General features: G+C 71.1%; 24 protein-coding genes and 1 tRNA gene. 7 read left to right on the top strand and 18 right to left on the bottom strand.

The features are described 5' to 3' along the window. Window positions 1-43: 43 nt before the first annotated feature. Complete coding sequence (locus L107_RS05645) at window positions 44-415, bottom strand: DUF3593 domain-containing protein (protein WP_159816926.1); 372 nt, start codon at window positions 413-415, stop codon at window positions 44-46. After that, on the bottom strand, window positions 412-729 hold the full coding sequence (locus L107_RS05650) for a DUF2499 domain-containing protein (protein WP_159816928.1): 318 nt from the start codon (window positions 727-729) through the stop codon (window positions 412-414). Before L107_RS05650 ends, L107_RS05645 begins: the two co-directional genes overlap by 4 nt. Window positions 730-784: 55 nt before the next feature. Between L107_RS05650 and csaB the strand changes: the two genes are divergently transcribed. Continuing rightward, window positions 785-1,816, top strand: a complete 1,032-nt coding sequence (gene csaB, locus L107_RS05655) for a polysaccharide pyruvyl transferase CsaB (protein WP_159816930.1) — start codon at window positions 785-787, stop codon at window positions 1,814-1,816. Window positions 1,817-1,850: 34 nt separating this feature from the next. Here the strand turns inward: csaB and L107_RS05660 are convergent, their stop codons facing one another. From L107_RS05660 to L107_RS05710, 11 genes are all read right to left on the bottom strand, one after another. Next, window positions 1,851-2,420: a peroxiredoxin gene (locus L107_RS05660; RefSeq protein ID WP_201295815.1), complete on the bottom strand. Its 570-nt coding sequence runs from the start codon at window positions 2,418-2,420 to the stop codon at window positions 1,851-1,853. 47 nt (window positions 2,421-2,467) lie between these two features. Further along, entirely contained in the window at window positions 2,468-2,704 is a 237-nt protein-coding gene (gene rpmB / locus L107_RS05665) for a 50S ribosomal protein L28 (protein ID WP_106220041.1), read from the bottom strand. A gap of 48 nt (window positions 2,705-2,752) precedes the next feature. Continuing rightward, window positions 2,753-3,763 carry an ABC transporter ATP-binding protein gene (locus L107_RS05670; RefSeq protein ID WP_159816932.1) on the bottom strand — a complete coding sequence of 337 codons (1,011 nt, stop codon included), beginning with the start codon at window positions 3,761-3,763 and terminating at the stop codon, window positions 2,753-2,755. Then, window positions 3,760-4,554, bottom strand: a complete 795-nt coding sequence (locus L107_RS05675; protein ID WP_159816934.1) for a carbohydrate ABC transporter permease — start codon at window positions 4,552-4,554, stop codon at window positions 3,760-3,762. Before L107_RS05675 ends, L107_RS05670 begins: the two co-directional genes overlap by 4 nt. Continuing rightward, window positions 4,551-5,438, bottom strand: a complete 888-nt coding sequence (locus L107_RS05680; protein WP_159816936.1) for a carbohydrate ABC transporter permease — start codon at window positions 5,436-5,438, stop codon at window positions 4,551-4,553. Before L107_RS05680 ends, L107_RS05675 begins: the two co-directional genes overlap by 4 nt. Next, window positions 5,435-6,814: an extracellular solute-binding protein gene (locus L107_RS05685; RefSeq protein ID WP_159816938.1), complete on the bottom strand. Its 1,380-nt coding sequence runs from the start codon at window positions 6,812-6,814 to the stop codon at window positions 5,435-5,437. The genes L107_RS05680 and L107_RS05685 overlap by 4 nt, the downstream gene beginning before the upstream one ends. A gap of 81 nt (window positions 6,815-6,895) precedes the next feature. Next, complete coding sequence (gene htpG, locus L107_RS05690; RefSeq protein WP_159816940.1) at window positions 6,896-8,818, bottom strand: molecular chaperone HtpG; 1,923 nt, start codon at window positions 8,816-8,818, stop codon at window positions 6,896-6,898. 87 nt (window positions 8,819-8,905) lie between these two features. Further along, window positions 8,906-9,133 (bottom strand): ferredoxin family protein, encoded by a 228-nt coding sequence (locus tag L107_RS05695; protein ID WP_159816942.1) that lies wholly within the window; start codon window positions 9,131-9,133, stop codon window positions 8,906-8,908. Between the two features lie 27 nt (window positions 9,134-9,160). After that, window positions 9,161-10,348, bottom strand: coding sequence for an ATP phosphoribosyltransferase regulatory subunit (locus L107_RS05700; RefSeq protein ID WP_159816944.1), 1,188 nt, complete (start codon window positions 10,346-10,348; stop codon window positions 9,161-9,163). Between the two features lie 37 nt (window positions 10,349-10,385). Continuing rightward, the gene (locus L107_RS05705; RefSeq protein WP_159816946.1) at window positions 10,386-11,300 is read right to left on the bottom strand and encodes an inositol monophosphatase family protein; all 915 of its coding nucleotides are present in this window, start codon (window positions 11,298-11,300) and stop codon (window positions 10,386-10,388) included. Then, window positions 11,297-11,665, bottom strand: coding sequence for a 2Fe-2S iron-sulfur cluster-binding protein (locus L107_RS05710; protein ID WP_159816948.1), 369 nt, complete (start codon window positions 11,663-11,665; stop codon window positions 11,297-11,299). Before L107_RS05710 ends, L107_RS05705 begins: the two co-directional genes overlap by 4 nt. 104 nt (window positions 11,666-11,769) lie before the next feature. Between L107_RS05710 and L107_RS05715 the strand changes: the two genes are divergently transcribed. Further along, window positions 11,770-11,856 (top strand) — tRNA-Ser (locus tag L107_RS05715). A gap of 138 nt (window positions 11,857-11,994) precedes the next feature. Here the strand turns inward: L107_RS05715 and pstB are convergent. Genes pstB through pstC form a run of 3 tightly spaced genes read right to left on the bottom strand, consistent with a single transcriptional unit; the run spans window position 11,995 to window position 14,764 of the window. After that, window positions 11,995-12,804 carry a phosphate ABC transporter ATP-binding protein PstB gene (gene pstB, locus L107_RS05720; protein WP_106220032.1) on the bottom strand — a complete coding sequence of 270 codons (810 nt, stop codon included), beginning with the start codon at window positions 12,802-12,804 and terminating at the stop codon, window positions 11,995-11,997. Window positions 12,805-12,853: 49 nt separating this feature from the next. Next, the gene (pstA, locus tag L107_RS05725) at window positions 12,854-13,762 is read right to left on the bottom strand and encodes a phosphate ABC transporter permease PstA (RefSeq protein ID WP_159816950.1); all 909 of its coding nucleotides are present in this window, start codon (window positions 13,760-13,762) and stop codon (window positions 12,854-12,856) included. A gap of 48 nt (window positions 13,763-13,810) precedes the next feature. Next, a complete protein-coding gene (pstC, locus tag L107_RS05730) occupies window positions 13,811-14,764 on the bottom strand; it encodes a phosphate ABC transporter permease subunit PstC (RefSeq protein ID WP_159816952.1) in 954 nt (317 codons plus the stop codon). Window positions 14,765-14,888: 124 nt separating this feature from the next. Here pstC and dnaK point away from each other — a divergent pair, with 124 nt between their 5' ends. The 4 genes from dnaK to murQ all read left to right on the top strand — a co-directional run bounded on the left by dnaK (window position 14,889) and on the right by murQ (window position 19,418). Further along, complete coding sequence (dnaK, locus tag L107_RS05735) at window positions 14,889-17,036, top strand: molecular chaperone DnaK (RefSeq protein ID WP_159816954.1); 2,148 nt, start codon at window positions 14,889-14,891, stop codon at window positions 17,034-17,036. 5 nt (window positions 17,037-17,041) lie between these two features. Next, window positions 17,042-17,986 carry a DnaJ domain-containing protein gene (locus tag L107_RS05740; RefSeq protein WP_159816956.1) on the top strand — a complete coding sequence of 315 codons (945 nt, stop codon included), beginning with the start codon at window positions 17,042-17,044 and terminating at the stop codon, window positions 17,984-17,986. Between the two features lie 86 nt (window positions 17,987-18,072). Then, a complete protein-coding gene (locus L107_RS05745; protein WP_159816958.1) occupies window positions 18,073-18,477 on the top strand; it encodes a DUF3110 domain-containing protein in 405 nt (134 codons plus the stop codon). Next, window positions 18,474-19,418, top strand: a complete 945-nt coding sequence (gene murQ / locus L107_RS05750) for an N-acetylmuramic acid 6-phosphate etherase (protein ID WP_159816960.1) — start codon at window positions 18,474-18,476, stop codon at window positions 19,416-19,418. Before L107_RS05745 ends, murQ begins: the two co-directional genes overlap by 4 nt. Here the strand turns inward: murQ and mtnP are convergent. Then, window positions 19,387-20,370 (bottom strand): S-methyl-5'-thioadenosine phosphorylase, encoded by a 984-nt coding sequence (gene mtnP, locus L107_RS05755; protein WP_159816962.1) that lies wholly within the window; start codon window positions 20,368-20,370, stop codon window positions 19,387-19,389. The genes murQ and mtnP overlap by 32 nt on opposite strands. 49 nt (window positions 20,371-20,419) lie before the next feature. Here mtnP and L107_RS05760 point away from each other — a divergent pair, with 49 nt between their 5' ends. Then, the gene (locus tag L107_RS05760) at window positions 20,420-20,860 is read left to right on the top strand and encodes a peptidylprolyl isomerase (RefSeq protein WP_159816964.1); all 441 of its coding nucleotides are present in this window, start codon (window positions 20,420-20,422) and stop codon (window positions 20,858-20,860) included. 23 nt (window positions 20,861-20,883) lie between these two features. On the opposite strand, the gene ribBA is transcribed toward L107_RS05760, so the two are convergent. Further along, a complete protein-coding gene (gene ribBA / locus L107_RS05765; protein WP_236550527.1) occupies window positions 20,884-22,560 on the bottom strand; it encodes a bifunctional 3,4-dihydroxy-2-butanone-4-phosphate synthase/GTP cyclohydrolase II in 1,677 nt (558 codons plus the stop codon). Window positions 22,561-22,615: the final 55 nt, after the last annotated feature.

The following is a 22,615-nucleotide window of genomic DNA, read 5'->3' on the forward strand; positions in this document are numbered from 1 at the left end:
GACGCCCCATCTTCCGGGTCAGGGCGAGCTGTGCCCCGCCCCCTTAAGACTTGTTCACCTGGGGTGGGGCTGAGCCCGCCGCCGGACCTTTCTCAGGGGCCGGCTCCGGCAGCAGCCGGAACCCCAGCAGCACCACCAGGTTGCTGAGGGTCAGGAAGGCTTCGGCGCCGCCGTGCAGGGGATCGACGTCCGCCAGCTGCCGCCCGTAGACCTGCTGGGCCACCACCGCGGCGGCGATCGTGACCGCCACGAACAGCAGGGTCAGCTGGAATCCCCGCAGCGCCAGCCTTGGGAAGGCCCGCACCTGGCGGGCCCACCACAGGAAAGCCAGGTAGGGGAGCAGGGAGAGCACGAAGAACGGGGCCGGATCGATGGCGCCGAGGCCCTGGAACCAGGCGGCCAGGGGCAGGCTCACGGCGCTTCCTCCTCCGGGGAGAGCCCCTGCTGCCGCAGCAGGTTCCAGGCGGCCAGGGCCATCGCCCCGTTGCCCGCGGCGGTGAGGCCCGCCTGCAGCACCACCAGCCCCTTGAGGGCCGCGCTGTTGTCGAACAGATGCCAGGTGCAGGCGGCCATGGCGCTCACCAGCGCCGGCACCATCGCCAGGGCCAGCCAGCGCCAGCCCCCTTCCCGTCGCCGGCGGCCGAAGGCCTGAACGGCCAGGATCGCCAGCATCCACTCCAGCACCGAGGTGATGTGGATCCACCAGGTGGGCAGCGACAGCGCGTGCATGGGCGGGGCCTGGTGCGATCCGTAATGTACGGAGCCGGACCCGCCGTTGCGTCGGATGCGTGCTCTGATCTGCGGCTACTACGGCGAGCACAACCTCGGCGACGATGCCCTGCTGGAGGTGCTGCTGGACCAGCTGCCGGGGGGGTGCCGGCCCCTGGTCACGGCCCATGACCAGGCCCTGGTGCGGGAGCGCTTCGGGGTGGAGACCACCGACCGCCGGCGGCTGCAGGGGGTGCTGGCCGCCCTGGGCCGCTGCGACGCCCTGGTGCTCGGCGGCGGCAGCCTGCTTCAGGACGCCACCAGCTTCCGCAGCCTCCTGTACTACGGCGCCCTGATGCTGGCGGCCCGCACCCGGGGCAAGCCCGTCCTGCTCTGGGGCCAGGGCCTCGGGCCCTTGCGGCGCCGCCGCAGCCGGCTGCTGGTGCGGGGGCTGCTGCCCCTGGCCACGGCGATCAGCTGGCGGGACCCGGCCTCCGCGGCCCAGGCCAGGTCCTGGGGCGTGGCGGACCGCGTCGGCAGCGATCCGGTCTGGGCGCTGCCCGCCAGGGCCTGGAATGGCAGGGGCGGTCCGATCGTGGTCTGCTTCCGGCCGGTGCGCCAGCTCGATGCCGACACCTGGCGGCCCTACCTGCAGGCCCTTGAGGGGCTGGCGGTGGCCGCCGGCCGCCCGGTGCACTGGCTGCCCTTCCACCAGGACCAGGACCGGGGCCTGCTGGCCGCTCTCACCCGCCAGGGTCTGGTGGGGCCGGCCCTGGCCGCCCGCAGCCGCGAGCTGGGGGCCGCGACCCCCCAGGAGGCCATGGACGCCTTCGCCCAGGCCGGTCTGGTGGTGGCCATGCGGTTGCACGGCCTGATCCTGGCGGCCCTGGCGGGCAGCCCCTGCGCCGCCCTCAGTTACGACCCCAAGGTGGCCGCCGCGGCGGCCGGCATCGGCTGCCCCTCCCAGGATCTGGACGCCTCGCCATCTCCAGGGCTGCAGGAGGGCTGGGCCGCCGTGCTCGACCAGCCACCCAACCAGAGCGGCATCGCCGACCTGCAGCTCCAGAGCCAGGTGCATCGCGCGGTGCTGGAGAGCCTGAAGGGCTGAGCCTCCCCGGTGGCCCGGATGGTGGGTTGACGGCTCAGGTCGGGGTGTCCCCCTGCAGACGGGCGAGTTCGGCGAGCACCTCCTGGCTGTGGCCGGAGGGCCTGACCGCCACCCAGCTGGCGCGGAGCACCCCGTCCGGGTCGATCAGAAAAGTGTGGCGCGCCGAAAAGGGTGCCAGCCAGGAGCCGTAGCGACGGCTCACGGCACCGCCCGGATCCGACAGCAGCGGATAGGCCAGACCCTCGCTGCCGCAGAAGGAGAGGTGGGCGTCCGGGTCATCGGCGCTCACACCCACCACCTCGGCGTTGCGGGCGTGGAAGGTCTCCAGGTCCCTCTGGAATCCCCGGGCTTCCAGGGTGCAGCCGCTGGTGAAGTCCTTGGGGTAGAAGTACAGGGCCAGCCAGCGGCCACGGAAGTCGGCCTGGCTGCGGTGGGTCGTGACGACGGTGCCGTCGGCCGACGGAGCGACGCCGTCAAGGTCGAAGGCGGGGGCGGGCTGGTCGATCTCGGGAAGGGTGCCGCCCATGGCCCGGGCCCGGCCCGGGAGGACCAGCAAGCCGAGGGCGGCCAGCAGGGATCCCCCCAGAAAGGTGCGACGATTCACAGCCAGGTTTCGATCAGGGTCGGACCCTAGCGGGGCCGGCCGGATGGTCAGACCTTGGCGAGATTGACGCCCAGCTCCTTGGCATAGGCACCGAGACCCTTCTTCTGGATCGTCTTGAGGGCGCGGGTGGAGACGCGCAGCTTCACGAAGCGGTTGCCCTCGGCCCACCACAGGCGGCGCTCCTGCAGATTCACCTGCTGCAGCTTCTTGGTGCGCACGTGGGAATGGCTGACGGCCATGCCGTTGTTGGCGCGCTTGCCGGTGAGCTGACAGACCCGGGACATGACGAGGTGACGACGGTGGACGGTGCAGGCCTGAGCCAGCCTGCGACTTTACCAAACAGCCCCCAGGCCTTGGAGCCGGGCCCCGCTGAGGGGATCGAACCAGAGTTCGTGCTGCCGCTGCCAGGCCAGGCGCGGCTCCGCGGGAACCGGCGCCTCGGGGTCGCTGAGCACCCGCACCGGGCCCCAGCGGGTGTCGAACCAGAGCAGCTGCTGGTGGCCCCACCATTCGCGCCGCCGCAGCCGGGCTTCCACGGTCCCGTCGCCGGCCAGGTGCAGGTGCTCGGGCCGCAGGCCCAGCTGGCGGCCCGGCGCGATCGCCAGCAGGTTGATGGCCGGCCGTCCCAGGAAGCTGGCCACGAAGCGGTTGGCTGGATCGGCATAGAGCTCCCGCGGGCTGCCCACCTGCTGCAACCGGCCGGCTTCCAGCAGGGCGAGGCGGTCGGCCATGCCCAGGGCCTCCTGCTGGTCGTGGGTGACGTAGATCACCGGCTGCTCCCGGCCGCACAGCAGCCGCCGCAGTTCCGGTCGCAGCTCCTCCCGCAGCTGGGCGTCGAGGTTGCTCATCGGCTCATCCAGCAACATGATCCGCGGCTGGCGCAGCAGGGCCCGGGCCAGGGCCACCCGCTGGCGCTGGCCGCCGGAGAGCTGGGCGGGGCGGCGCTGGCGCAGCGCGTCGAGCTGGAGCAGCTCGAGGACGGCCCCGAGGCGCCGCTGGCGTTCGGCGGCGGGCACCCCACGCACCTTGAGCCCCAGTTCCAGGTTGCCCTCCACGCTCAGGTGGGGATAGAGGGCGTAGCTCTGGAACACCATCGCCACCTGGCGTTCGCCCGGGCCGAGGGCGCCCAGGTCCACCCCGTCCAGGAGCACCTGGCCCCCACTGGCGGGGTCCAGCCCCGCCACCACCCGCAGGGTGGTGGACTTGCCGCAGCCGCTCGGGCCGAGCAGGGCGAGGCATTCGCCGGGGGCGACGCTCAGATCAAGCCCGTCCAGCAGCCGGCGCCCCCCCACCTCCCGGCACAGCTGGCGCAGCTCCAGACCGGCGGCGGCGGCGGCGTTCATCCCTTCACCGCCCCCCGGGTGAGACCCGCGACGATCGGCCGCTGGGCCACCAGCACCAGCAGCAGCAGGGGCAGGCTGCCCAGCACGGTGGCGGCGGCGAAGGCGCCGTAGGGGATGGTGAACACCGAGCCGCCACCGATCCGGGCGATGGCGATCGGCAGGGTGAGCAGGTCGCTGCGGCTGATCCAGGTGAGGGCGACGGCGTACTCGTTCCAGCTGGCCAGAAACACCAGGATGCCCGTGCTGGCCAGGGCCGGCCCCAGCAGGGGCAGCAGCACGTGCCGCAGCCGCTGGCCGAGGCCCAGGCCCTCCAGCCGGGCCGCGTCCTCCAGCTCGACGGGCAGGTCGGCGAAGGCGGCCCGCAGCAGCAGCACCGCCAGCGGCAGTGACAGGCCCGCGTAGGGCAGGCTGAGGGCGAGCAGGTCGTTGGCCAGGCCGAAGCGGCGGGCGATCTCCAGCAGCGCCAGGAACAGCAGCACGGGGGGGAACATCGCCGCCCCCACCAGCGCCAGGCCGACGCCCCAGCGCAGCAGGCCGCGCTGCTGCTGCAGCCCGTAGGCGCAGGGCACCGCCAGCAGCAGGGTGAGCAGGGTGGTGGCCAGGGCCACCACGGTGCTGTTGCCCAGGTAGCGCCAGAAGGGCGGATCGCCGGCGAGCACCAGCCGGTAGTTGGCCAGCGTCCAGGGGTTGCCCTCCAGCAGCGGCGCCACCAGCGCCTCCGGCCGCAGCAGGGAGGTGCGCAGCTGCCAGAGCAGCGGCCCCAGGCTCCAGAGCAGCACCAGCAGTCTCATGCTGCCCCCTCCCGGCGACCCTGAAGATCACCCCACCGCCACAGCAGCCAGCCGCCACCGAGCAGGACCAGCAGCAGCAGGAAGGTGGCCAGCATCACCGTGGCGGCGTATCCGAAGTCGAGGAAGCGCATGGCGTTGAGGTAGGCGTAGAGGGCCAGGCTCTCGGTGCTGCCGGCCGGGCCCCCGCCGCTGAGCACCTGGATCAGGTCGAACACCCCCAGGGCCTGGGCCAGCCGGAACATCACGGCCAGGGCCAGGTAAGGCACCAGCAGCGGCAGGGTGAGGCGGCGCAGGATCTGGAAGCGGCCGGCGCCCTCCAGCCGCAGGGCCTCCTCCAGGTCCTCGGGAATGGTCTGGAGTCCGGCCAGCAGCAGCAGGGCCACGAACGGCAGGGTCTTCCAGACATCGGCCAGCACCACGAACAACCAGGTGGTGGAGGGGGTGGAGAGGAAGCCGTAGCTGCTGCCGCCGAGGGAGCGGATGGCGGCGTTGAGGGGGCCGTGGGGATCGTTGAGGATCCAGCGCCAGCCCAGGGCCATCACGGTGGTGGGCAGGGCCCAGGGCAGCAGGGTCAGGGCCCGCAGGGTCCCCCGGCCCCGCAGGGGGCGATGCAGCAGCAGGGCCAGCCCCAGGCCCCCGGCCAGTTCCAGCGCCACCGAGCAGACGGCGAACCGCAGCGTCTGGGCCGCGTCCGTCCAGAAGCGGGCGTCATCGAGCAGCCGCCCCCAGTTGGCGCCCCCGTTCGGCACCGGCACCAGCCCGGTGAGCACCGAACTGGCCTGGAAGCTCAGCCAGCCGTAGCGCAGCAGGGGATAGAAGAACACCGCCGCCAGCAGCAGCAGGGCCGGCGCCATCAGCAGCAGGCTGGCCGCACGGGGTTTCATCGGTCCTCGGCAGGGCGGCCGTCTGCAGTGTCGCCCGCCGCTCCCGCCAGCGAGCGCAGGACCTGCAGGCTCTGGCGCTGGGCGGCGGCCATGGTCGGACCGGGGCCCCCCTGGCCGGTGAGCATGCCGTTCACCTGCCTGGCCAGCAGGTCGCTCAGCTGGGCATAGGCCGGCGTGGGCGGACGCAGCTGGGGATGCTGCAGGGCCTGGCGCTGCACCGCCAGCAGCGGGGCACGGCGCTGCAGGTCGGGTTCGTCATAGAGCGTGCTCCAGGTGGGGGCATAACCCTGCTCGATGGCGAGCTGGCGCTGCACCACCGGACCGGTGAGCCAGCGGATCGCCGCCACCGCCTCCTCCGGGTGGGGGCTGCCCTTGATCAGGGAAAGGCCCCAGGTGCCCAGGGTGCCGCCCCCCTGCTCGCCGGGAGCCCCCACCATCGCCGTGACGCCCACCTTGCCCTTCACCGGCCCGTCGCCCTTCTCGATCTCCCGCCAGACGTAGGGCCAGTTGCGCAGGAAGGCGGCGTCACCGGCGGCAAAGGACTGCAGGGTGTCGTTCTCGGCGTAGCTGGCCACCGCCGGCGGGCTCACCCCGTCCCGCAGCAGTGCCGCGAGCCACCCCGCCGCCGCCACGGCCTCCGGACTGTCCAGCTCCGTGCGTGCGCTGGAGCCGTTCCACCAGCGGGCTCCGAAGCCCTGCAGCACCTCCACCATCACGCAGCTCAGCCCCTCGTACTGGCGTCCCTGCCAGAGGTAGCCCCAGCGGACTTTGCCGCGACGCTGCAGGTCCCGGGAGATCGCCACCAGCTCGTCGGTGTCGCGCGGGGGGCGCTCCATCAGATCGGTGCGCCAGTAGAGCAGGCCGGTGTCGCCCGTGAGGGGCATGCGCCAGAGGTGACCCTCCAGGTCATTGCCCAGGCGGGCGCCGGGCTCCATCGCCGCCAGCAGCTCCGGCCCGAACCAGCGCTCCAGGGGCTCGAACCAGCCGGCGGCCACGTAGCGGGGCAGCCAGCTGACATCCACCAGCAGCAGGTCGAAGGGGGCCTCCCCCAGCAGCAGGCTGCCGGTGGCCAGATCGGAGATGGTCTCGGTGTCGAGGGGCCCGCGGATCACCTGCAGCACCACCCCGGGCGTGCTTGCGTTGAACTGGGCCACCGGGGCGGCCACCGCGTCGGCCAGGGGCGCGGGCATCAGCACCCGCACCGGTATGGGTTCGGCCGTCGACGCCGGGGGGCTCGAGAGCCCAGAGCTGGACAGCCCGGAGCCGGGCAGCAGCAGCAGCGCCGTCGCCGACAGCAGGGCCAGCAGGCCCGTCGTCAGCCCCTTCGGAAGCGACCGCCACCGCCGCAGGCTCGAGAGGGGAGGGCGGGGGGCCATGGGGCGAGGTTAGGCGCCCTGCGGCAGCGGCTCCGCAGGTGGGGAGCCCGAAGGGAATCCCATGGCCCGCCGGCCCCGGCCTCAGAGGCCGCGCTGCATCAGCTGTCCCATCAGGTCGGCACTGCGCTGCTGGAAACCGGCCAGCTGGTTGGGTTCCAGGCCCCCCACCGCCAGGCGCGCCATCTCATAGACATGACGGCTGAGACTCTCGGCGAGCTGGAGGCTGGGGGAGCTGCCGCCCCCGGTGATCACGGCACCGGAGGAGAGCTTCAGCAGGCCCTCCACCAGGGGATGGCGGCGGTTGACCAGCAGCACGTGGTGGTCGGGCAGGCCCGGCAGCCGCTGCTCCATCAACGCCCCCATGTCGTTGAGGCGGCGCATCTGCTCCGGCAGCAGGATCAGGGCGGCCGGCGATCCCTCCCCCTTCAGTGACTGCACCTGGATGGTGACCTTGTCGTTGGCGAGGGCGGCCTTGAACAGACCCCGCAGCTTCTCGCCGCTGTCCACCCCGTCGGCGTCCGCCAGCTCGCTCTCGGGCTCATGCAGGCTGGCATCGAGTTCGGCGTCGACCCGCTGGAAGCGCAGGTCGCCGTGGCGGGCCTCCAGCCAGGGGATGAACTGGGAATCGATCAGGGTGTCGGCCAGCAGCACCTCGGCCCCCTGCCCCTTCCACAGGGCCAGGGCCCCGGCCTGGCCGGCCTCATCGGTGCAGTAGAGGATCCGGGTGGCGTTGTCGGCCGGCAGCCGGCCGCGGTAGCCGGCCAGGGTGGTGTAAGTGCGGCCGTCGGTGGCGATCGGGTCGGGGGCCACCGTGTCCTCGCCTTCCGCCGGGGTCTCGGCGGCGGCGGCGGCGGTGGTGCCGAACAGGATCAGGTCGGCCACCTGGTCGGCGAACTTGTCGTCCTCCATGGCGCCGATCTTGATGAAGGGGGCCAGGGAATCCCAGATCTCGGCATAACGGGCCGGTTCGTCGCGGTGCAGCTCCTTGAGCCGGTCGCCCACCTTCTTGGCCACGAAGTTGCCGATGGAGCGCACCCGGCGGTCGGTCTGCAGGGCGCTGCGGCTGACGTTGAGGGGAATGTCGGGCGAGTCGATCACGCCGCGCAGGGGCAGCAGGTAGCGGGGCACCACTTCCTTGATCGAATCGCTGACGAACACCTGGTTGCAGTAGAGGCGGATCTCCCCCTTCTCCCAGTCGGCCCGGCCGGTGATCCTGGGGAAATAGAGAATGCCCTGCAGGTTGTAGGGGTAGTCGGTGTTGAGGTGCACCCAGAGCAGGGGATCCCCCTGGAAGGGGTAGAGATAGCGGTACAGGGCGATGTAGTCGTCGTCGCCCAGCTCCCGGGGGCTCTTGCGCCAGGGAGCCTCCCGCTTGTTGACGGTTTCGCCCTCCAGCTGCACCGCCACCGGCAGGAAGTCGCAGTAGGTGGTGATCAGGGTGCGGATCCTGGAGGGCTCGATGTACTCCAGCTCCTCCTCCATCAGATGCAGGATCACATCGGTGCCGGGTTCGGAGCGCTCCGCCCCTTCGAGGCTGAAGTTGGGTGAGCCGTCACAGCTCCAGCGCACCGCCTCGGCACCGGGCCGGGCGCTGAGGCTGACCAGCTCCACCCGGGAGGCCACCATGAAGCTGGAATAGAAACCCAGGCCGAAGTGGCCGATGATGGCGTCGCTTTCGCTCTTGTACTTCTCGAGGAAATCCTCGGCGCTGGAGAAGGCCACCTGGTTGATGTAGCGCTTCACCTCATCGGCGGTCATGCCGATGCCGTTGTCGCTGATGGTGAGGGTCTTCGCCTCCCGGTCGATGCGGATGGCGATCGTTCCTTCCTCCCCTTCGCTGCAGTCGCCGGCCATGGCGGCCATGCGCCGCTTGCTGATGGCATCGACGCCGTTGCTGACCAGTTCCCGCAGGAACACCTCATGGCCGGAATAGACGGCCTTCTTGATGATCGGGAAGATGTTCTCGGTGTGGATCTGAATCTGGCCCTGTTCCAGCACCGTCATGGCGAAAGAGAAGAATCGCCCTGAACCTAGGTGGGGGTCCGCGGCGGCTCAAGGGCGGCGAGGGTGGGGTCCCCGAACCACGCGTTCTCAGACGCCGGGCTTCTGCAGGTCGGGCCGCTCCTCGGGCAGGATCGCCCCCGCCACCGGACACACCTGCAGACAGATGCCGCAGTCGATGCAGGTGTCGAAATCGATCCAGTAGAAGGCCGTGCCCTTGCTGTTCGCCCCCGCGCCGGGGTGGATGCAGGCCACGGGGCAGGCGTCGACGCAGTCGGCCACGCCCTCACAGACGTTGGTGACGATCGAATGGGCCATCGACGCGAAAGACCGGGCGGCCGGATCCTAGGCAGCCAGCCACACGGCACCGCGGCAGCCCCGTTCCGCCGCCAGCTGCTCCGCCGTCGCCTGGTCGGCGCAGGGCTGGGTGCAGAGTTCGGCCGCCTCGCCGCCGCCGTGCAGGTCCGCCATGCGGCGCAGGGCCGCCCCGAGCCCGGCGGCGCTGGCGCAGGCCACCAGCCAGGGACCCGGCGACTCCGCGTCGGCCGCCGCGGTGGTTGCCGATTCGAGCAGATCGCGGATGGCCTCCACGTCGAAGCCGAAGCCGGTGCCGGCCGCCTGGGCGGTGTCGCTGCAGAAGCGACCCACCAGGCCGTCGTAGCGGCCGCCGCTGGCGATCGCCACCGGGGCATCGGCGCCCTGGCAGACGAGCCTGAACACCAGCCCGTCGTAGAGATCGAAGTGGGGCTGGAAGGTGGGATCCAGCTGCACCCGCACCCCCAGCACCCTGGCCGGCTCCTGGACGCTGGCCAGGGTGGCGGCGAGCGACTCCAGCAGCGGCACCGGACCGAGCCACTGCTCCAGCTGGTAAAGCACCCGCACCGGCTCGCCCCGCAGGCCGATCAGGGCCGTCAGCCGCTGGCGCTGGCTGTCGGGCAGGGCGAGGGCGGCGAGGGCGAGGGGATCGAAATCGGTGAGGGCGTGGCGTGCCGTGGAGCGCTGCTCCGCCGGCACCTGGCTCAGCAGGGCGCTGAGCAGGCCGTGGTGGCCCACCAGCAGGGTGGGGCGGTGCTCGGCTGCCAGCCCCAGGGTGGCCACGGCGGCCAGCAGCAGATGCAGCAGCTCCGTGTCGGCGGCGGCGGAGGGTTCACCCAGCAGTTCCACACCGCTCTGCAGCTGCTCGCTGATGCGCTGGCCGCCGCCATCGCCGATGAAGCTGCGGAAGGTGGTGCCGCTGGCCCACAGCCGCAGCGGGCGGGGCCGGCCGAGCATGCGGGTGCTGGCGGCCCGGGCGATCGGGGCGGTGAGCTCCGGCCGCAGGCCGAGGGGCTCATCGGCCGCCAGCCGCACGAGCTCCCGTTCGGCGATGGCGCCGCCGGCCTCGAGGGTGTCGAGCCGCTCGATGGTGGGCGGCGCCACCTCCTGGTACCCCCAGAGGCGGTACACCGTGGCCAGCAGGTCGCAGAGTCGCCGGTTGCTGTCCACCTGACCCGGGTTGAGGTCCCGGGCGCCGGCGGCAGGTTGGAGGGCCATGGAGGGGGAGTGCTGGGGCGGTGGGGTGGGGCGGATCCTATGGAGCGTCGGTCGCCACGCCGGCCGGGTCTCCGGCAGTGGCATCCAGCTCCGGGGCGCCGAAGCTGGCCCCGCTGAGGGGACGGCACAGGGCCAGGCCCTCGATCAGCGGCTCACGCAGGGCGGGGGTGCAGGCGATCACCCGTCCCTCGGCCAGGTCGAGGGGGCCGCCGTCGTAGGCGCACACCTGCCCGCCGGCCTCCTCCACCAGCACCACGCCGGCCACCAGATCCCAGGGGGAGAGGCCCCGCTCCCAGTAGCCATCGACCCGGCCGGCGGCGACGAAGGCCAGGTCGACCGCCGCCGCCCCTGCCCGGCGCACCCCGTGGCTGCGGTGGGTGAACCAGGCGAACTCGGCGTAGTTGTTATCCAGGCGCCGCACCCGGTCGTAGGAGAAGCCGGTGACGAGCAGGGAGTCGGCCAGGGCGCCGCAATCACTGACGCTCAACCGGCGCCCGTTGCACCAGGCCCCCCGTCCCGGGGCCGCCCAGTAGTGCTCCTCCAGCACCGGCACCTCCAGGGCGCCGAGGAGGGGCAGGCCCCGCCAGCTCAGTCCCACGGAGGTGCCGAAGAAGGGGTAGCCGTGGGCGTAGTTGGTGGTGCCGTCGAGGGGGTCGACGCACCAGAGCAGGTCGCCCTGGCCGGCGAGCTGGCCACTTTCCTCCGCCAGCACGGCCACGGTGGGGGTGCCGGCCGCCAGCACCGCCAGCACGGCCGCTTCGGCCGCCAGGTCCGCCTCGGTGACCAGGTTGCCCGCCGTGCCCTTCTCCTTCACCTGCTCCAGCCGGCCGAAGTGGCGCCGCAGCTCACGGCCCCCCGCCTCGGCGGCCGCGCGGGCCACCTGCAGCAGGCGCTCCAGCTCGGCGCCATCGAGGCCGGACCCCTCCAGGGCCCGCTGGCAGAGCGAGGTCATTCGTCGTCCAGGGGCAGGCCGGGACGCACCAGACCGCGGCCGAAGAAGCGGCCGAACTGGCGGTCGTACACCTCGTCCTCGTCCTGGGTCTCCACCTCCAGCGGGCCGGTGGCCCGGGCCACGCACAGCAGGCCGTAGCCCTCCTCCCGCAGCTGCCTGGAGAGGCCGAGGGCCTCCCGCTGGTCGATGCTGCCGTCCAGCACCCGCACGGCGCAGGCGGTGCAGCAGCCGTTGCGGCAGCTGAAGGGCAGCGGTTCGCCCTGGGCCTCGAAGCTGCGCAGGATGTAGTCCCCTTCCGGAACATCGAGCCGGATGACGCGGTTGGCCTGTCGCCAGTGGACCGTGATCGGATGGGTGCGGGTCATGGGGCGCTGGACGGGGGGCAGGGGGCGCAGCCGGGGTGAGATCGCTGGGGAGCGGTGGCCAGGTGCAGCCCCTGCTACATTGCCATCTGCCCCATTTCGCCGCTGGAGAGGTGGCCGAGTGGTCGAAGGCGCAGCACTGGAAATGCTGTATAGGGGCAACTCTATCGAGGGTTCGAATCCCTCCCTCTCCGTTTGCTGAAGCCGGTCCCCAGGGCCGGCTTTTTTTTGCCCTTTCACCCCAGGATTCGACACGACAAAATCAGGCCCATCGCTGGTACGGAGCGGGATGTCCCGTTCGGCCTGATGTCGCTTCCTCCCCGGAGTGGGGCTCAGCCGAAGCGTCCGCTGACGTAGTCGAGGGTCGACTGCTGGCTGGGGGAGTTGAAGATGTTCTCGGTCTCGTTGAATTCCACCAGATAGCCCACCTTGCCGGTGCCGCCTTCGACGGCCTCGGCATTGAAGAAGGCGGTCATGTCGGCCACGCGCACGGCCTGCTGCATGTTGTGGGTGACGATCATGATCGTGTAGCTGCGCTTCAGTTCATGCATCGTCTCCTCGATCTTCAGGGTCGAGATCGGATCGAGGGCGGAGCAGGGTTCGTCCATCAGGATCACCTCCGGCTCGGTGGCGATGGCCCGGGCGATGCAGAGGCGCTGCTGCTGGCCACCGGAGAGGGAGAGGCCGCTCTCCTGGAGCTTGTCCTTGCATTCGTCCCACACGGCCGCCTTGCGCAGGGAGCGTTCCACCAGCTCATCCATGTCGCCCTTGTAGCCGTTGATCCGGGCCCCGAAGGCGATGTTCTCGTAGATCGACTTCGGGAAGGGATTGGGCTTCTGGAACACCATGCCGATGCGACGGCGCACCTCCACCGGATCCACCCGCTTGTCGTAGAGATCGTGCTGATCAAAGATCACGCGGCCCTTGAGGGTGCAGCCCGGTATCAGGTCGTTCATGCGGTTGAGGGCCCGCAGCACCGTGCTCTTGCCGCAGCCCGAGGGCCCGATGAAGGCGGTCACCTTGCCCTTGGGCAGATCCATGTAGACGTTCTTGACCGCTTCGAAGCTGCCGTAGGAGATCGTCACGTCCTGGAGGGACATGCAGACGTCGCTGGCCGCGGTGGAGGAAGGGGAAGCAGTCATGGCAGGGATGGGAGGAAACGGAGCCGGAAGGATGGGGACGGGGAGGGAGTCAGGAGCGCGAGGCCCGGCTGATCCAGCGGGCCAGCAGGTTGGCGCCGAGAATCATGATCACCAGCACGAAGGAGGCGGCCCAGGCGAGTTCGTTCTGGGCTTCGTAGGGCATGATCGCGAAGTTGAAGATCAGCACCGACATGGTGGCGATCGGGTTGAACACCCCCTCGGGCCAGAAAGGGGAGAACAGGGCCGTGAAGATCAGCGGCGCCGTTTCTCCGGCGGCCCGGGCGATGCCCAGCACCACCCCCGTGGCGATGGGGGTGAAGGCGGCCGGCAGGGTGATCCGGGTGATGGTCACAAAGCGGGAGGCGCCGACGCCGTAGGCCCCCCAGCGCAGTTCCTGGGGCACCAGCAGCAGTCCCTCGTAGGTGGTCTTGATGACGGTGGGAAGCATCAGCACCGACAGGGCGATGCCGCCGGCCATGGCACTGAAGCTCTGATCGAAGAACACCCGGGTGGCGACGATCAGGGAGTAGATGAAGACACCGCTGATGATCGAGGGCACCCCGGCCAGCACGTCGTTGCCGAAGCGCACGAAGCGGGAGAACCAGCCGTTCTGGGCGTATTCGGAGAGGTAGACACCGCCGCCCACCCCCACCGGGATGGCGATCAGGGAGGCGATGAGGGTGACGACGATCGTGCCCAGGATGGCGTTGCCGATGCCGCCGCCTTCGAGGCCGGGGGCCGGGGGCAGCTCGGTCAGCAGCTGCAGGCTCAGCAGCCGCCCCCCCTGGATCAGCACGTAGATGATCACCAGGAACAGGGGGATCACCGCCACCACGGCGAAGAATCCGGCGATGGCGGTGGCGATCTGGTTGAAGCGGTTGCGCTTCAGGGATGGGTCGTAATGGAGACTGAGCCGTTCCGAGAAAAGACGGGTCGTCGGCGGGGTCGAGACGGACATGGCCAGGGAACGTCGTGAACGCTGGTGGGTGGAGTGGGGGAAACCGGATCAGTACCGCAGGCTGAGGCGCCGCACGATCCATTGGGCCATCACGTTGACGACGAAGGTGAGGATCATCAGAACGACGGCCGCGTACATCAGGGCCGACACCTGGATGCCATCCGCCTCACCGAACTGATTGGCCAGCATCGAGGCAATGGTGTTGCCCGGGGCCAGGAGGGAGACACTGAAGTTGAGGGAGTTGCCGATGATCATGGTCACCGCCATGGTCTCCCCCATGGCCCGGCCCAGCGAGAGCATCACGCCGCCCATGATCGAGGAGACGGCCGCCGGCAGAATGACGTTGAAGATGGCGCCCCAGCGGGTGGTGCCCACCCCGTAGGCCCCCTGGCGCAGCTCGATCGGCACCTGATTGAGGGCATCGCGGGAAATGGCGGTGATGATCGGCAGCACCATCACCACCAGGATCAGGATCGCCGGGGCCGTTCCGGGACCCTGGGGCTCGGTGGAAAAGAACGGCGTCCAGCCGAGGCTGCTGTGAAGGAACGAGAGGAAGGGGCGGATCGCGGGCTCCATCACGAAGATGGCCCACAGACCGAGCACCACCGAGGGAATGGCGGCCAGCAGTTCCACCAGCAGGCCGATCAGATCCCGCAGGCCCCGGGGGAGCAGGTCCTCGGTGATGAAGATCGCCGTGCCCAGGCCGATGGGTACGGCGATGAGCAGGGACAGGATCGAGGTGACGAGGGTGCCGTAGATGGCGATCAGGGCGCCGTAGTCCTCATTGACCGGATCCCAGGCGGACGTCGTCAGGAACTTGAGGCCGAAGGTGGCCATGGCCTCCTTGGCGCCGCTGAACACCGTCACGAAGATCGCCAGAAGCACGATCCCCACCGAAGCGGCCAACACCAGGGTGAGCTGGCGGAAGCCGATGTCGACCAGCTTCTCCTGGGGGGGCCGTCGTCTGAGGGTGAACGCGTCGGTGGAGGGGGAGCTCCTCATGCAGCAATGATGCCGGTCGGCATGGACGTTGCTCCTGATCTCAGCACGAGTTTCAGCCGGCCCGTTTAAGCTCGGTTTAACGGTCGACGGGCTCCGGTAGCGTTGGGCCGCCATCAGGACTTCCATGGGGCGCATCGTCGGCATCGATCTGGGCACCACCAATTCGGTGGTGGCCGTGCTCGAAGGCGGCCGGCCCCAGGTCATCGCCAATGCGGAGGGGGGGCGCACCACCCCCTCGGTGGTGGGGTTCAGCCGCGACCAGGAACTGCTGGTGGGCCAGCTGGCCCGGCGCCAGCTGGTGCTCAATCCCCGCAATACCTTCGCCAATCTCAAGCGCTTCGTCGGCCGCAGCTGGGACGAACTCGACGAGGGCAGCCTGGGGGTGCCCTACAGCGTGCGGGCCAACGACCAGGGCAACGTGCGCGTCATCTGCCCGGCCACCGAACGGGAGTACGCCCCCGAGGAACTGGTGGCCTCGATCCTGCGCAAGCTGGTGGACGACGCCACCACCTACCTGGGCGAGGCGGTCGAGGCGGCGGTGATCACGGTGCCGGCCTATTTCAACGATGCCCAGCGCCAGGCCACCCGCGACGCCGGCCGGCTGGCGGGCATCACGGTGGAGCGGATCCTCAACGAACCCACCGCGGCGGCGCTGGCCTACGGCTTTGACCGCAGCACCGTGAAGCGGGTGCTGGTGTTCGACCTCGGCGGCGGCACCTTCGACGTCTCCGTGCTGCGCATCGCCAACGGCGTCTTCGATGTGATGGCCACCAGCGGTGACACCCAGCTGGGGGGCAACGACTGGGACCGCCGCATCGTCGACTGGGTGGCCGAGGCCTTCCTGGCGGAGCACAGCATCGACCTGCGCCGCGACCGCCAGGCGCTGCAGCGGCTCACCGAGGCCGCCGAGAAGGCCAAGCAGGAGCTCTCGGGCGTGCAGAGCACGCCGCTGTCGCTGCCGTTCATCGCCACGGGCCCCGACGGCCCCCTCCACATCGAGACCACCCTGGAGCGGGGCACCTTCGAGGGGCTCTGCCCCGACCTGCTCGACCGGCTGCTGCGTCCGGTCCAGCGGGCCCTGCGGGATTCGGGTCTGAGTGCCGACGCCATCGATGACGTCGTGCTGGTGGGCGGCTCCACCCGCATGCCGATGGTGCAGGAGATGGTGCGCACCCTGATTCCCCGGGAACCCTGCCAGTCGGTCAACCCCGACGAGGTGGTGGCGATCGGTGCGGCGGTGCAGGCCGGCATCCTCACCGGCGAGCTGCGCGACCTGATGCTCAACGACGTCACGCCCCTCTCCCTCGGGCTGGAGACGATCGGTGGCGTGATGAAGGTGCTGATCCCCCGCAACACCCCGATCCCGGTCCGCAAGTCGGACCTGTTCAGCACCTCGGAGGCCAACCAGTCGTCGGTGGAGATCCACGTGCTTCAGGGGGAGCGCCAGATGGCCGCCGACAACAAGTCCCTCGGCCGCTTCCGCCTCTCCGGCATCCCGCCGGCCCCCCGCGGTGTGCCCCAGGTGCAGGTGTCCTTCGACATCGACGCCAACGGCCTGCTGCAGGTGTCCGCCACCGACCGCACCACCGGGCGCCAGCAGAGCGTCTCGATCCAGGGGGGCTCGAACCTCAGTGAGGAGGAGATCAACCGGCTGCTGGAGGAGGCGGAACGCAAGTCGGTGGAGGACCGCCGCAAGCGGGCCGTGGTCGACCGCCGCAACCGCGCCCAGACCCTGGTGGCCCAGGCCGAGCGGCGGCTGCGGGATGCCGCCCTGGAGCTGGGTCCCGCCGGTGCCGACCGCCAGCAGCGTGCCGTGGAGCTGGCCCTGCGGGATGTGCAGGACGTGCTCACCCAGGAGGACCCCGCTGACCTCGAACTGGCCGTGAGCCAGCTGCAGGAGGCCCTGTTCGGCCTCAACCGCCGCCTGCTGGGCGAACGGCGGGCGGAGAGCGGACCCCTCAAGGGCCTCAAGAACACCCTGGGGTCCCTCAAGGACGAACTCTTCTCCGACGACGACTGGGACGACTGGGGCGGATCGGGCCGCTCCGACCCCTGGTCGAGCCCGCCCCGGCCGCTGCAGCGGGATCCCTACCCCCTCGGCCGCTTCGCCGAGCGGGAGGCCGGCTACGACGACGACCTCCCCCCCCGCCGCGGGGACAACGGTCGCCCCTGGGACCGCCAGGAGCCCTACGACCGCGAGGTCTCCGGCGAGCGTCACCGCCCCCGCCGCGCCGGCCGCTACGACCAGGACGATCCCTGGGCCGATAGCTGAGGGTCGTGAGCCAGTCCCCCACGTCGGACCCGGCGGCCACGGCCGCCCGCGATCACTGGGAGGTGCTCGGGCTGGCTCCGGGCGCCGACGCCGCCAGCATCAAGCGGGCCTTCCGCCAGCAGGCCCGCCGCTGGCACCCCGATCTCAACGGCAACGACCCGGTGGCCGAGGCCCGCTTCAAGCGGGTCAACGAGGCCTACGCGGTGCTCTCCGATCCTGTCCGCCGTCGCGCCTGGGAAGCCGGGGAGGGCCAGGAGAGCGCCGGCCTCGACGCCGATCCCTTCGCCAGCGGCTTTCCCCGCTTCGAGGACTACCTGGCGGAGCTGTTCGGCCAGGACAGGCGCCGTCCCCGTGACTGGAACGAGGACCCCGTCGAGGAGGATCCCCCGGCGGCCGGCGAGGTGGCGCCGGCGCCGGCCGCGCCGCCACCGGTGATGGCCGCCACCGACGAGGAGACCCTCGTGAGTCTCGCCCCGGAGCAGGCGCTCAGCGGTCAGCGGCTGGAGCTGGAGCTCCGGGACGGCACGGTGGTGGAGGTCTGGACCCCGCCCCTGGCGGGGGATGGCTGGCGGCTGCGGCTGGCGGGGGTGGCGCCCGGCGGGGCCGACCACTTCCTGCAGCTGCGGGTGCGCACCGCGGAGGGTCTGCGCATCGATGGCCTGCGGGTGCACTACCAGCTCGACCTCCATCCCGCCGATGCCGCCCTCGGCTGCCAGGCGGTGGTGCCGACCCTGGAGGGGCCCGTGCGGCTGCGGGTGCCGCCCGGATCCTCCAGCGGCCGGCTGCTGCGGCTGCGGCAGCGGGGGCAGCGGCTGGGGGAGCAGCGGGGCGACCAGCTGGTGGAGGTGAGGATCGTCGTTCCGGAGCGGCCGACGGAGGCGGAGGAGGCCCTGTTCCGGCGGCTGCGGGAGCTGGACCGGGAACAGAACGGCCCCAGGGACGGGGACTGAACGCCCCATCAACCGCCAACGGATGAGACACTGGCCTGCGCCCCACCCCTGACGATGTGACAGACGGCGGTCTCCCACCCAACCCGGTGCACGTCCTGCTGTTCGATCCGGGCAGCGACCAGGAAGGCATCCACTCGCTCGAGCTCGGCGGTCGGACGGTGGTGCTGTTGTTCGAGAACCCCGACGACGCCGAGCGTTACGCCGGGCTGCTCGAGGCCCAGGACTTTCCGGTGCCTTGCGTCGAGGCCCTCAATCGCCAGGATCTGGAGGATTTCTGCGCCGAGGCGGGCTACGAGGCCCGCTTCGTGCCCACTGGCTTCATGCCCGAGAGCGAGGAGGAGCGGCTGCTGCTCGCCCCGCCCGAACGCAACATGGAGGTGACGGGCTGGAAGGAGGAGCCCGATCCGGCCGACGACGGGGCGGATGCCGCCGGCCCCAGCGGCGACACGGAGCTGGAGGCCTTCCGCCGGCGCCTCGAAGGTCTGCTTTGAGCGCCCCAGGCGGCGACAGGGGTCACCTGCTCACCGAGCGGCCCAACCCGGCCAGCGAGACCCTCGACCAGCTGCCCACGGCCAGCCTGGTGGAGCTCTTCTGTGCCAACGACCTGCTGCCCCAGCAGGCGGTGGCCGCCGCCGCCGGGGAGCTGGCGGCCGCCATCGACGCCATCGCGGCGCGGCTCGCCGGCGGCGGGCGCCTCTTCTACCTGGGGGCGGGAACCTCCGGACGGCTCGGGGTGCTGGACGCGGCGGAGTGTCCGCCCACCTTCTGCAGTCCCCCCGAGCTGGTGCAGGGGGTGCTGGCGGGCGGAGCGGCGGCCCTGCTGCGCAGCTCCGAAGGACTGGAGGACCTGCGGGAGGCGGGCCGCGACGATCTGCTCCAGCGGGGTTTCGGCCCCGGGGACGCCCTGGTGGGCATCGCCGCCGGCGGCACCACCCCCTACGTGCTCGGGGGGCTGGCCCACGGCCAGGCGATCGGGGCCCTCACCGTGGCCATGGCCTGCGTGCCCGCTGAGCAGGTGCCGATGCCCTGCGACATCGACATCCGCCTGCTGACCGGGCCGGAACTGCTGACCGGCTCCACCCGGCTCAAGGCGGGCACCGCCACCAAGATGGCCCTCAACATCCTCTCCACCGGCGTGATGGTGCGCCTGGGCAAGGTGTACGGCAACCGGATGGTGGATGTGGCGGTCACCAACAGCAAGCTGGAGGACCGGGCCCTGCGCATCCTGCGGGATCTGGCCGGCGTACCACGCGATCAGGGGCTGGCCTTGCTGGAGCGGGCCGGAGGATCGGTGCGCCTGGCGCTGCTGATGGCCGCCTCCGGGCTTGAGGCCGGGGCGGCCCGATCAGCCCTGGAACGTCACGGCCCCGGCCTGCGGCAGTGCCTCGAGGCCCTCGGGGTCAGCCTGCCGCCGGCGTCGTCTCCCTCGTGACCTCGCCCTCGCTGAACGGGCCCCAGTAGGGGGCGGTGAACAGCTCGGTGCGGCGCCGGGTGGCCGGCGGCACCTGGGCGGGCGGCGTCATCAGCGCATCGCGCAGGGCCTGGTGGGCCGGGCTGGGGGGCCGCAGGGCCTGCACCCGCTCGGCCGCCAGCCGCACGATCTGCTGGGCCAGGGCCGCATTGGCCCGCAGGTTGTCGATCACCAGCTCGACGGTGACCGCGTCATGCATGGCGTGCCAGCAGTCGTAGTCGGTGACCATCGCCAGGGTGGCGTAGGCCATCTCCGCCTCCCGGGCCAGCCGGGCCTCGGTGTGGTTGGTCATGCCGATCACCGTGCAGCCCCAGGAGCGGTAGAGCTCCGATTCCGCCCGGGTGGAGAAGGCCGGCCCCTCCATGCACAGGTAGGTGCCGCCGCGGTGCAGCTGGCGCCCTTCCGGCATCAGGCTGTCGCTCACGTCGGCGAGGACCCGGGAGAGCACGGCGCAGTAGGGGTCCGCGTTGCCGACGTGGGCCACCAGGCCCTCACCGAAGAAGGTGAGCGGCCGCTGCATGGTGCGGTCGATGAACTGATCGGGCACCACCATGTCGAGGGGCCGCACGCTCTCCTGCAGGGAACCCACGGCGGACACCGAGAGGATCCAGCGCACGCCGAGGGAGCGCAGGGCCCAGAGGTTGGCCTGGTAGGGAACCTCGCTGGGGGTGAAGGTGTGGTGACGCCCGTGCCGGGCCAGGAACACCACCTCCAGATCGCCGATCCGGCCGATCCGCAGGCTGTCGGAGGGAGCCCCGTAGGGGGTGTCGACCGTCAGTTCACGCACGTCCTCGAGGCCCTCCATGGCATAGAGGCCGCTGCCGCCGAGCACTCCCAGACGGGCCTTCGCAAGGTCGGACGTCGGCAGACCGCTGGCCTGGGGTGACGGGGAACGGGGCTCGGTGCTGGCCATGGATGCGGGGTGCCCTGGACGGATACAGTCGAAGTTTGCCTCCTCGACCGTGACCAAGGCCCTGATGGACACCGACGCCGGCCTGATCACCATCGATCTGTTCGACGCCGATGCCCCCGGCACCGTCGCCAATTTCGTGAAGCTCTCCAGGGACGGCTTCTATGACGGCCTGGCCTTCCACCGGGTGATCGACGGTTTCATGGCCCAGGGGGGGTGCCCCAACAGCCGCGAGGGTGCCCGCGGCATGGCCGGCACCGGCGGTCCCGGCTACACCATCCCCTGTGAGATCAACGCCCAGAAGCACAAGGCCGGCAGCCTCTCGATGGCCCATGCGGGCCGCAACACCGGCGGCAGCCAGTTCTTCCTGTGCCATGGTCCCCAGCCCCACCTGGATGGCCAGCACACCGTGTTCGGCCACACCGAGAACATCGATGTGGTGCTGGCCCTGAAGAACGGCAGCCGGATCCGCACGGTGACGATCGAGGACTGACCACATCCGGCCCCGGGCACCCCTCAGGACCAGACGATGAAGGCCCCGGGGGTGAGGTTGAGCAGGGGACAGGTGAGGGTCCGCCCCTGCTCGCTGCCCTCAGGCGGCACCAGGTCGGCCAGCTGGCGGCGCTCCGGCTCCAGGTCGATGCTCGGATGGGCCTTGCGGCGTGCATCGGGCGCCAGCAGCAGGTTCACGCCGGTGGTGCCCTGCCAGCGGGCCATCTCCATCAGCGGCCCGGCCAGGTCGGCGGCCGTGAGCTGGCGCGACTGGTGGGCGGCCAGCAGCAGGGCCAGCCCGGGGCCGTCGAGCAGGGCCAGCAGGCGGGGGTCCTCCTCCCGCTCCAGCAGCAGCCCCTTGCGCCGGGCCCACTCCCGCAGCACCTCCAGTCGGCTGGCCCCCAGCAGGGGATCGTGGGGGCCGTGCCAGCCCAGCACCGCCGTGAGGCCATGGGATTCGGCCTCCATCAGGTGGCCCAGCTTGGTGCGCTTCACCCGCAGGTAGGCGGCGTTGTGGATGCCGGGATCCATCACCAGCGGCACCCGGTCGACCACCTGGAGGCCGTAGCCGCCCAGTCCGGCGATCTTGCGGGGGTTGTTGGTGATCAGGCGCAGCCGGCGCACCCCCAGGTCGCTGAGGATCTGGGCGCCGACGCCGTAGTTGCGCAGGTCGGCGGCGAAGCCCAGCCGTTCGTTGGCCTCCACCGTGTCGAGCCCGCCGTCCTGGAGGCTGTAGGCCTTGAGCTTGTTGATCAGGCCGATGCCGCGCCCTTCCTGGCGCAGGTAGACCACCACCCCCTCCCCGGCCGCCTCGATCATGCGAAGCGCCGCCTCCAGCTGGGGGCGGCAGTCGCAACGCAGCGATCCGAACGCATCGCCGGTGAGGCACTCGGAGTGCACCCGCACCAGCACCGGGCCGCTGCCCCGTTCCGGGTAGCCCTTGACGATCGCCACGTGCTCGCTGCCGTCAAGTTCGTTGCGGTAACCGATCGCCCGGAACTGGCCGAAGCTGCTGGGCAGGGTGGCCTCCGCCTGGCGGGCCACGAACCGCTCGGTGTCGAGGCGGTAGCGGATCAGGTCGGCGATGCTGATCAGCCGCAGGCCGTGGTGGCGCGCGTAGTCGGCCAGCTGGGCCAGCCGGGCCATGGAGCCATCGGGATTCTGGATCTCGCAGATCACACCGGCCGGGTAGAGGCCCGCCAGGCGGGCCAGGTCGACGGCCGCCTCGGTGTGGCCCGCCCGCTGCAGCACCCCGCCCTGGCGGGCCCGCAGCGGGAAGATGTGGCCCGGTCGGCGCAGGTCGCCGGGCCGGGTATCGGGGTGGATGGCCACCTGGATCGTCCGGGCCCGGTCCTCCGCCGAGATGCCCGTGCTCACCCCCCGCTCCGGACCCGCATCCACGCTCACGGTGAAGGCGGTCTGGTTGCTGTCGGTGTTGCGATCCACCATCAGGGGCAGATCCAGGGCATCGAGCCGCTCGCCCTCCATCGCCAGGCAGATCAGCCCCCGGGCATCGGTGGCCATGAAATTGATCTGCTGGGGGGTGGCGAACTGGGCCGCGCAGATCAGGTCCCCTTCGTTTTCCCGGTTCTCGTCATCGACCACCACGATCGACTCACCGTTGCGGATGGCCGCCAGGGCATCGGCGATGGCATCGAAGTGAATGCCCGTGGACTGGCGTGGGCCGGACAGGACGGTCAAGGGAGCGAGACGGATCGGAGAAAGGATCGAACCTCATTTATAGGGTGCCGGTACG

This window comes from Cyanobium sp. Copco_Reservoir_LC18 (genome assembly GCF_009834675.1).
In the GTDB taxonomy this organism is placed as follows: domain Bacteria; phylum Cyanobacteriota; class Cyanobacteriia; order PCC-6307; family Cyanobiaceae; genus Cyanobium; species Cyanobium minutissimum.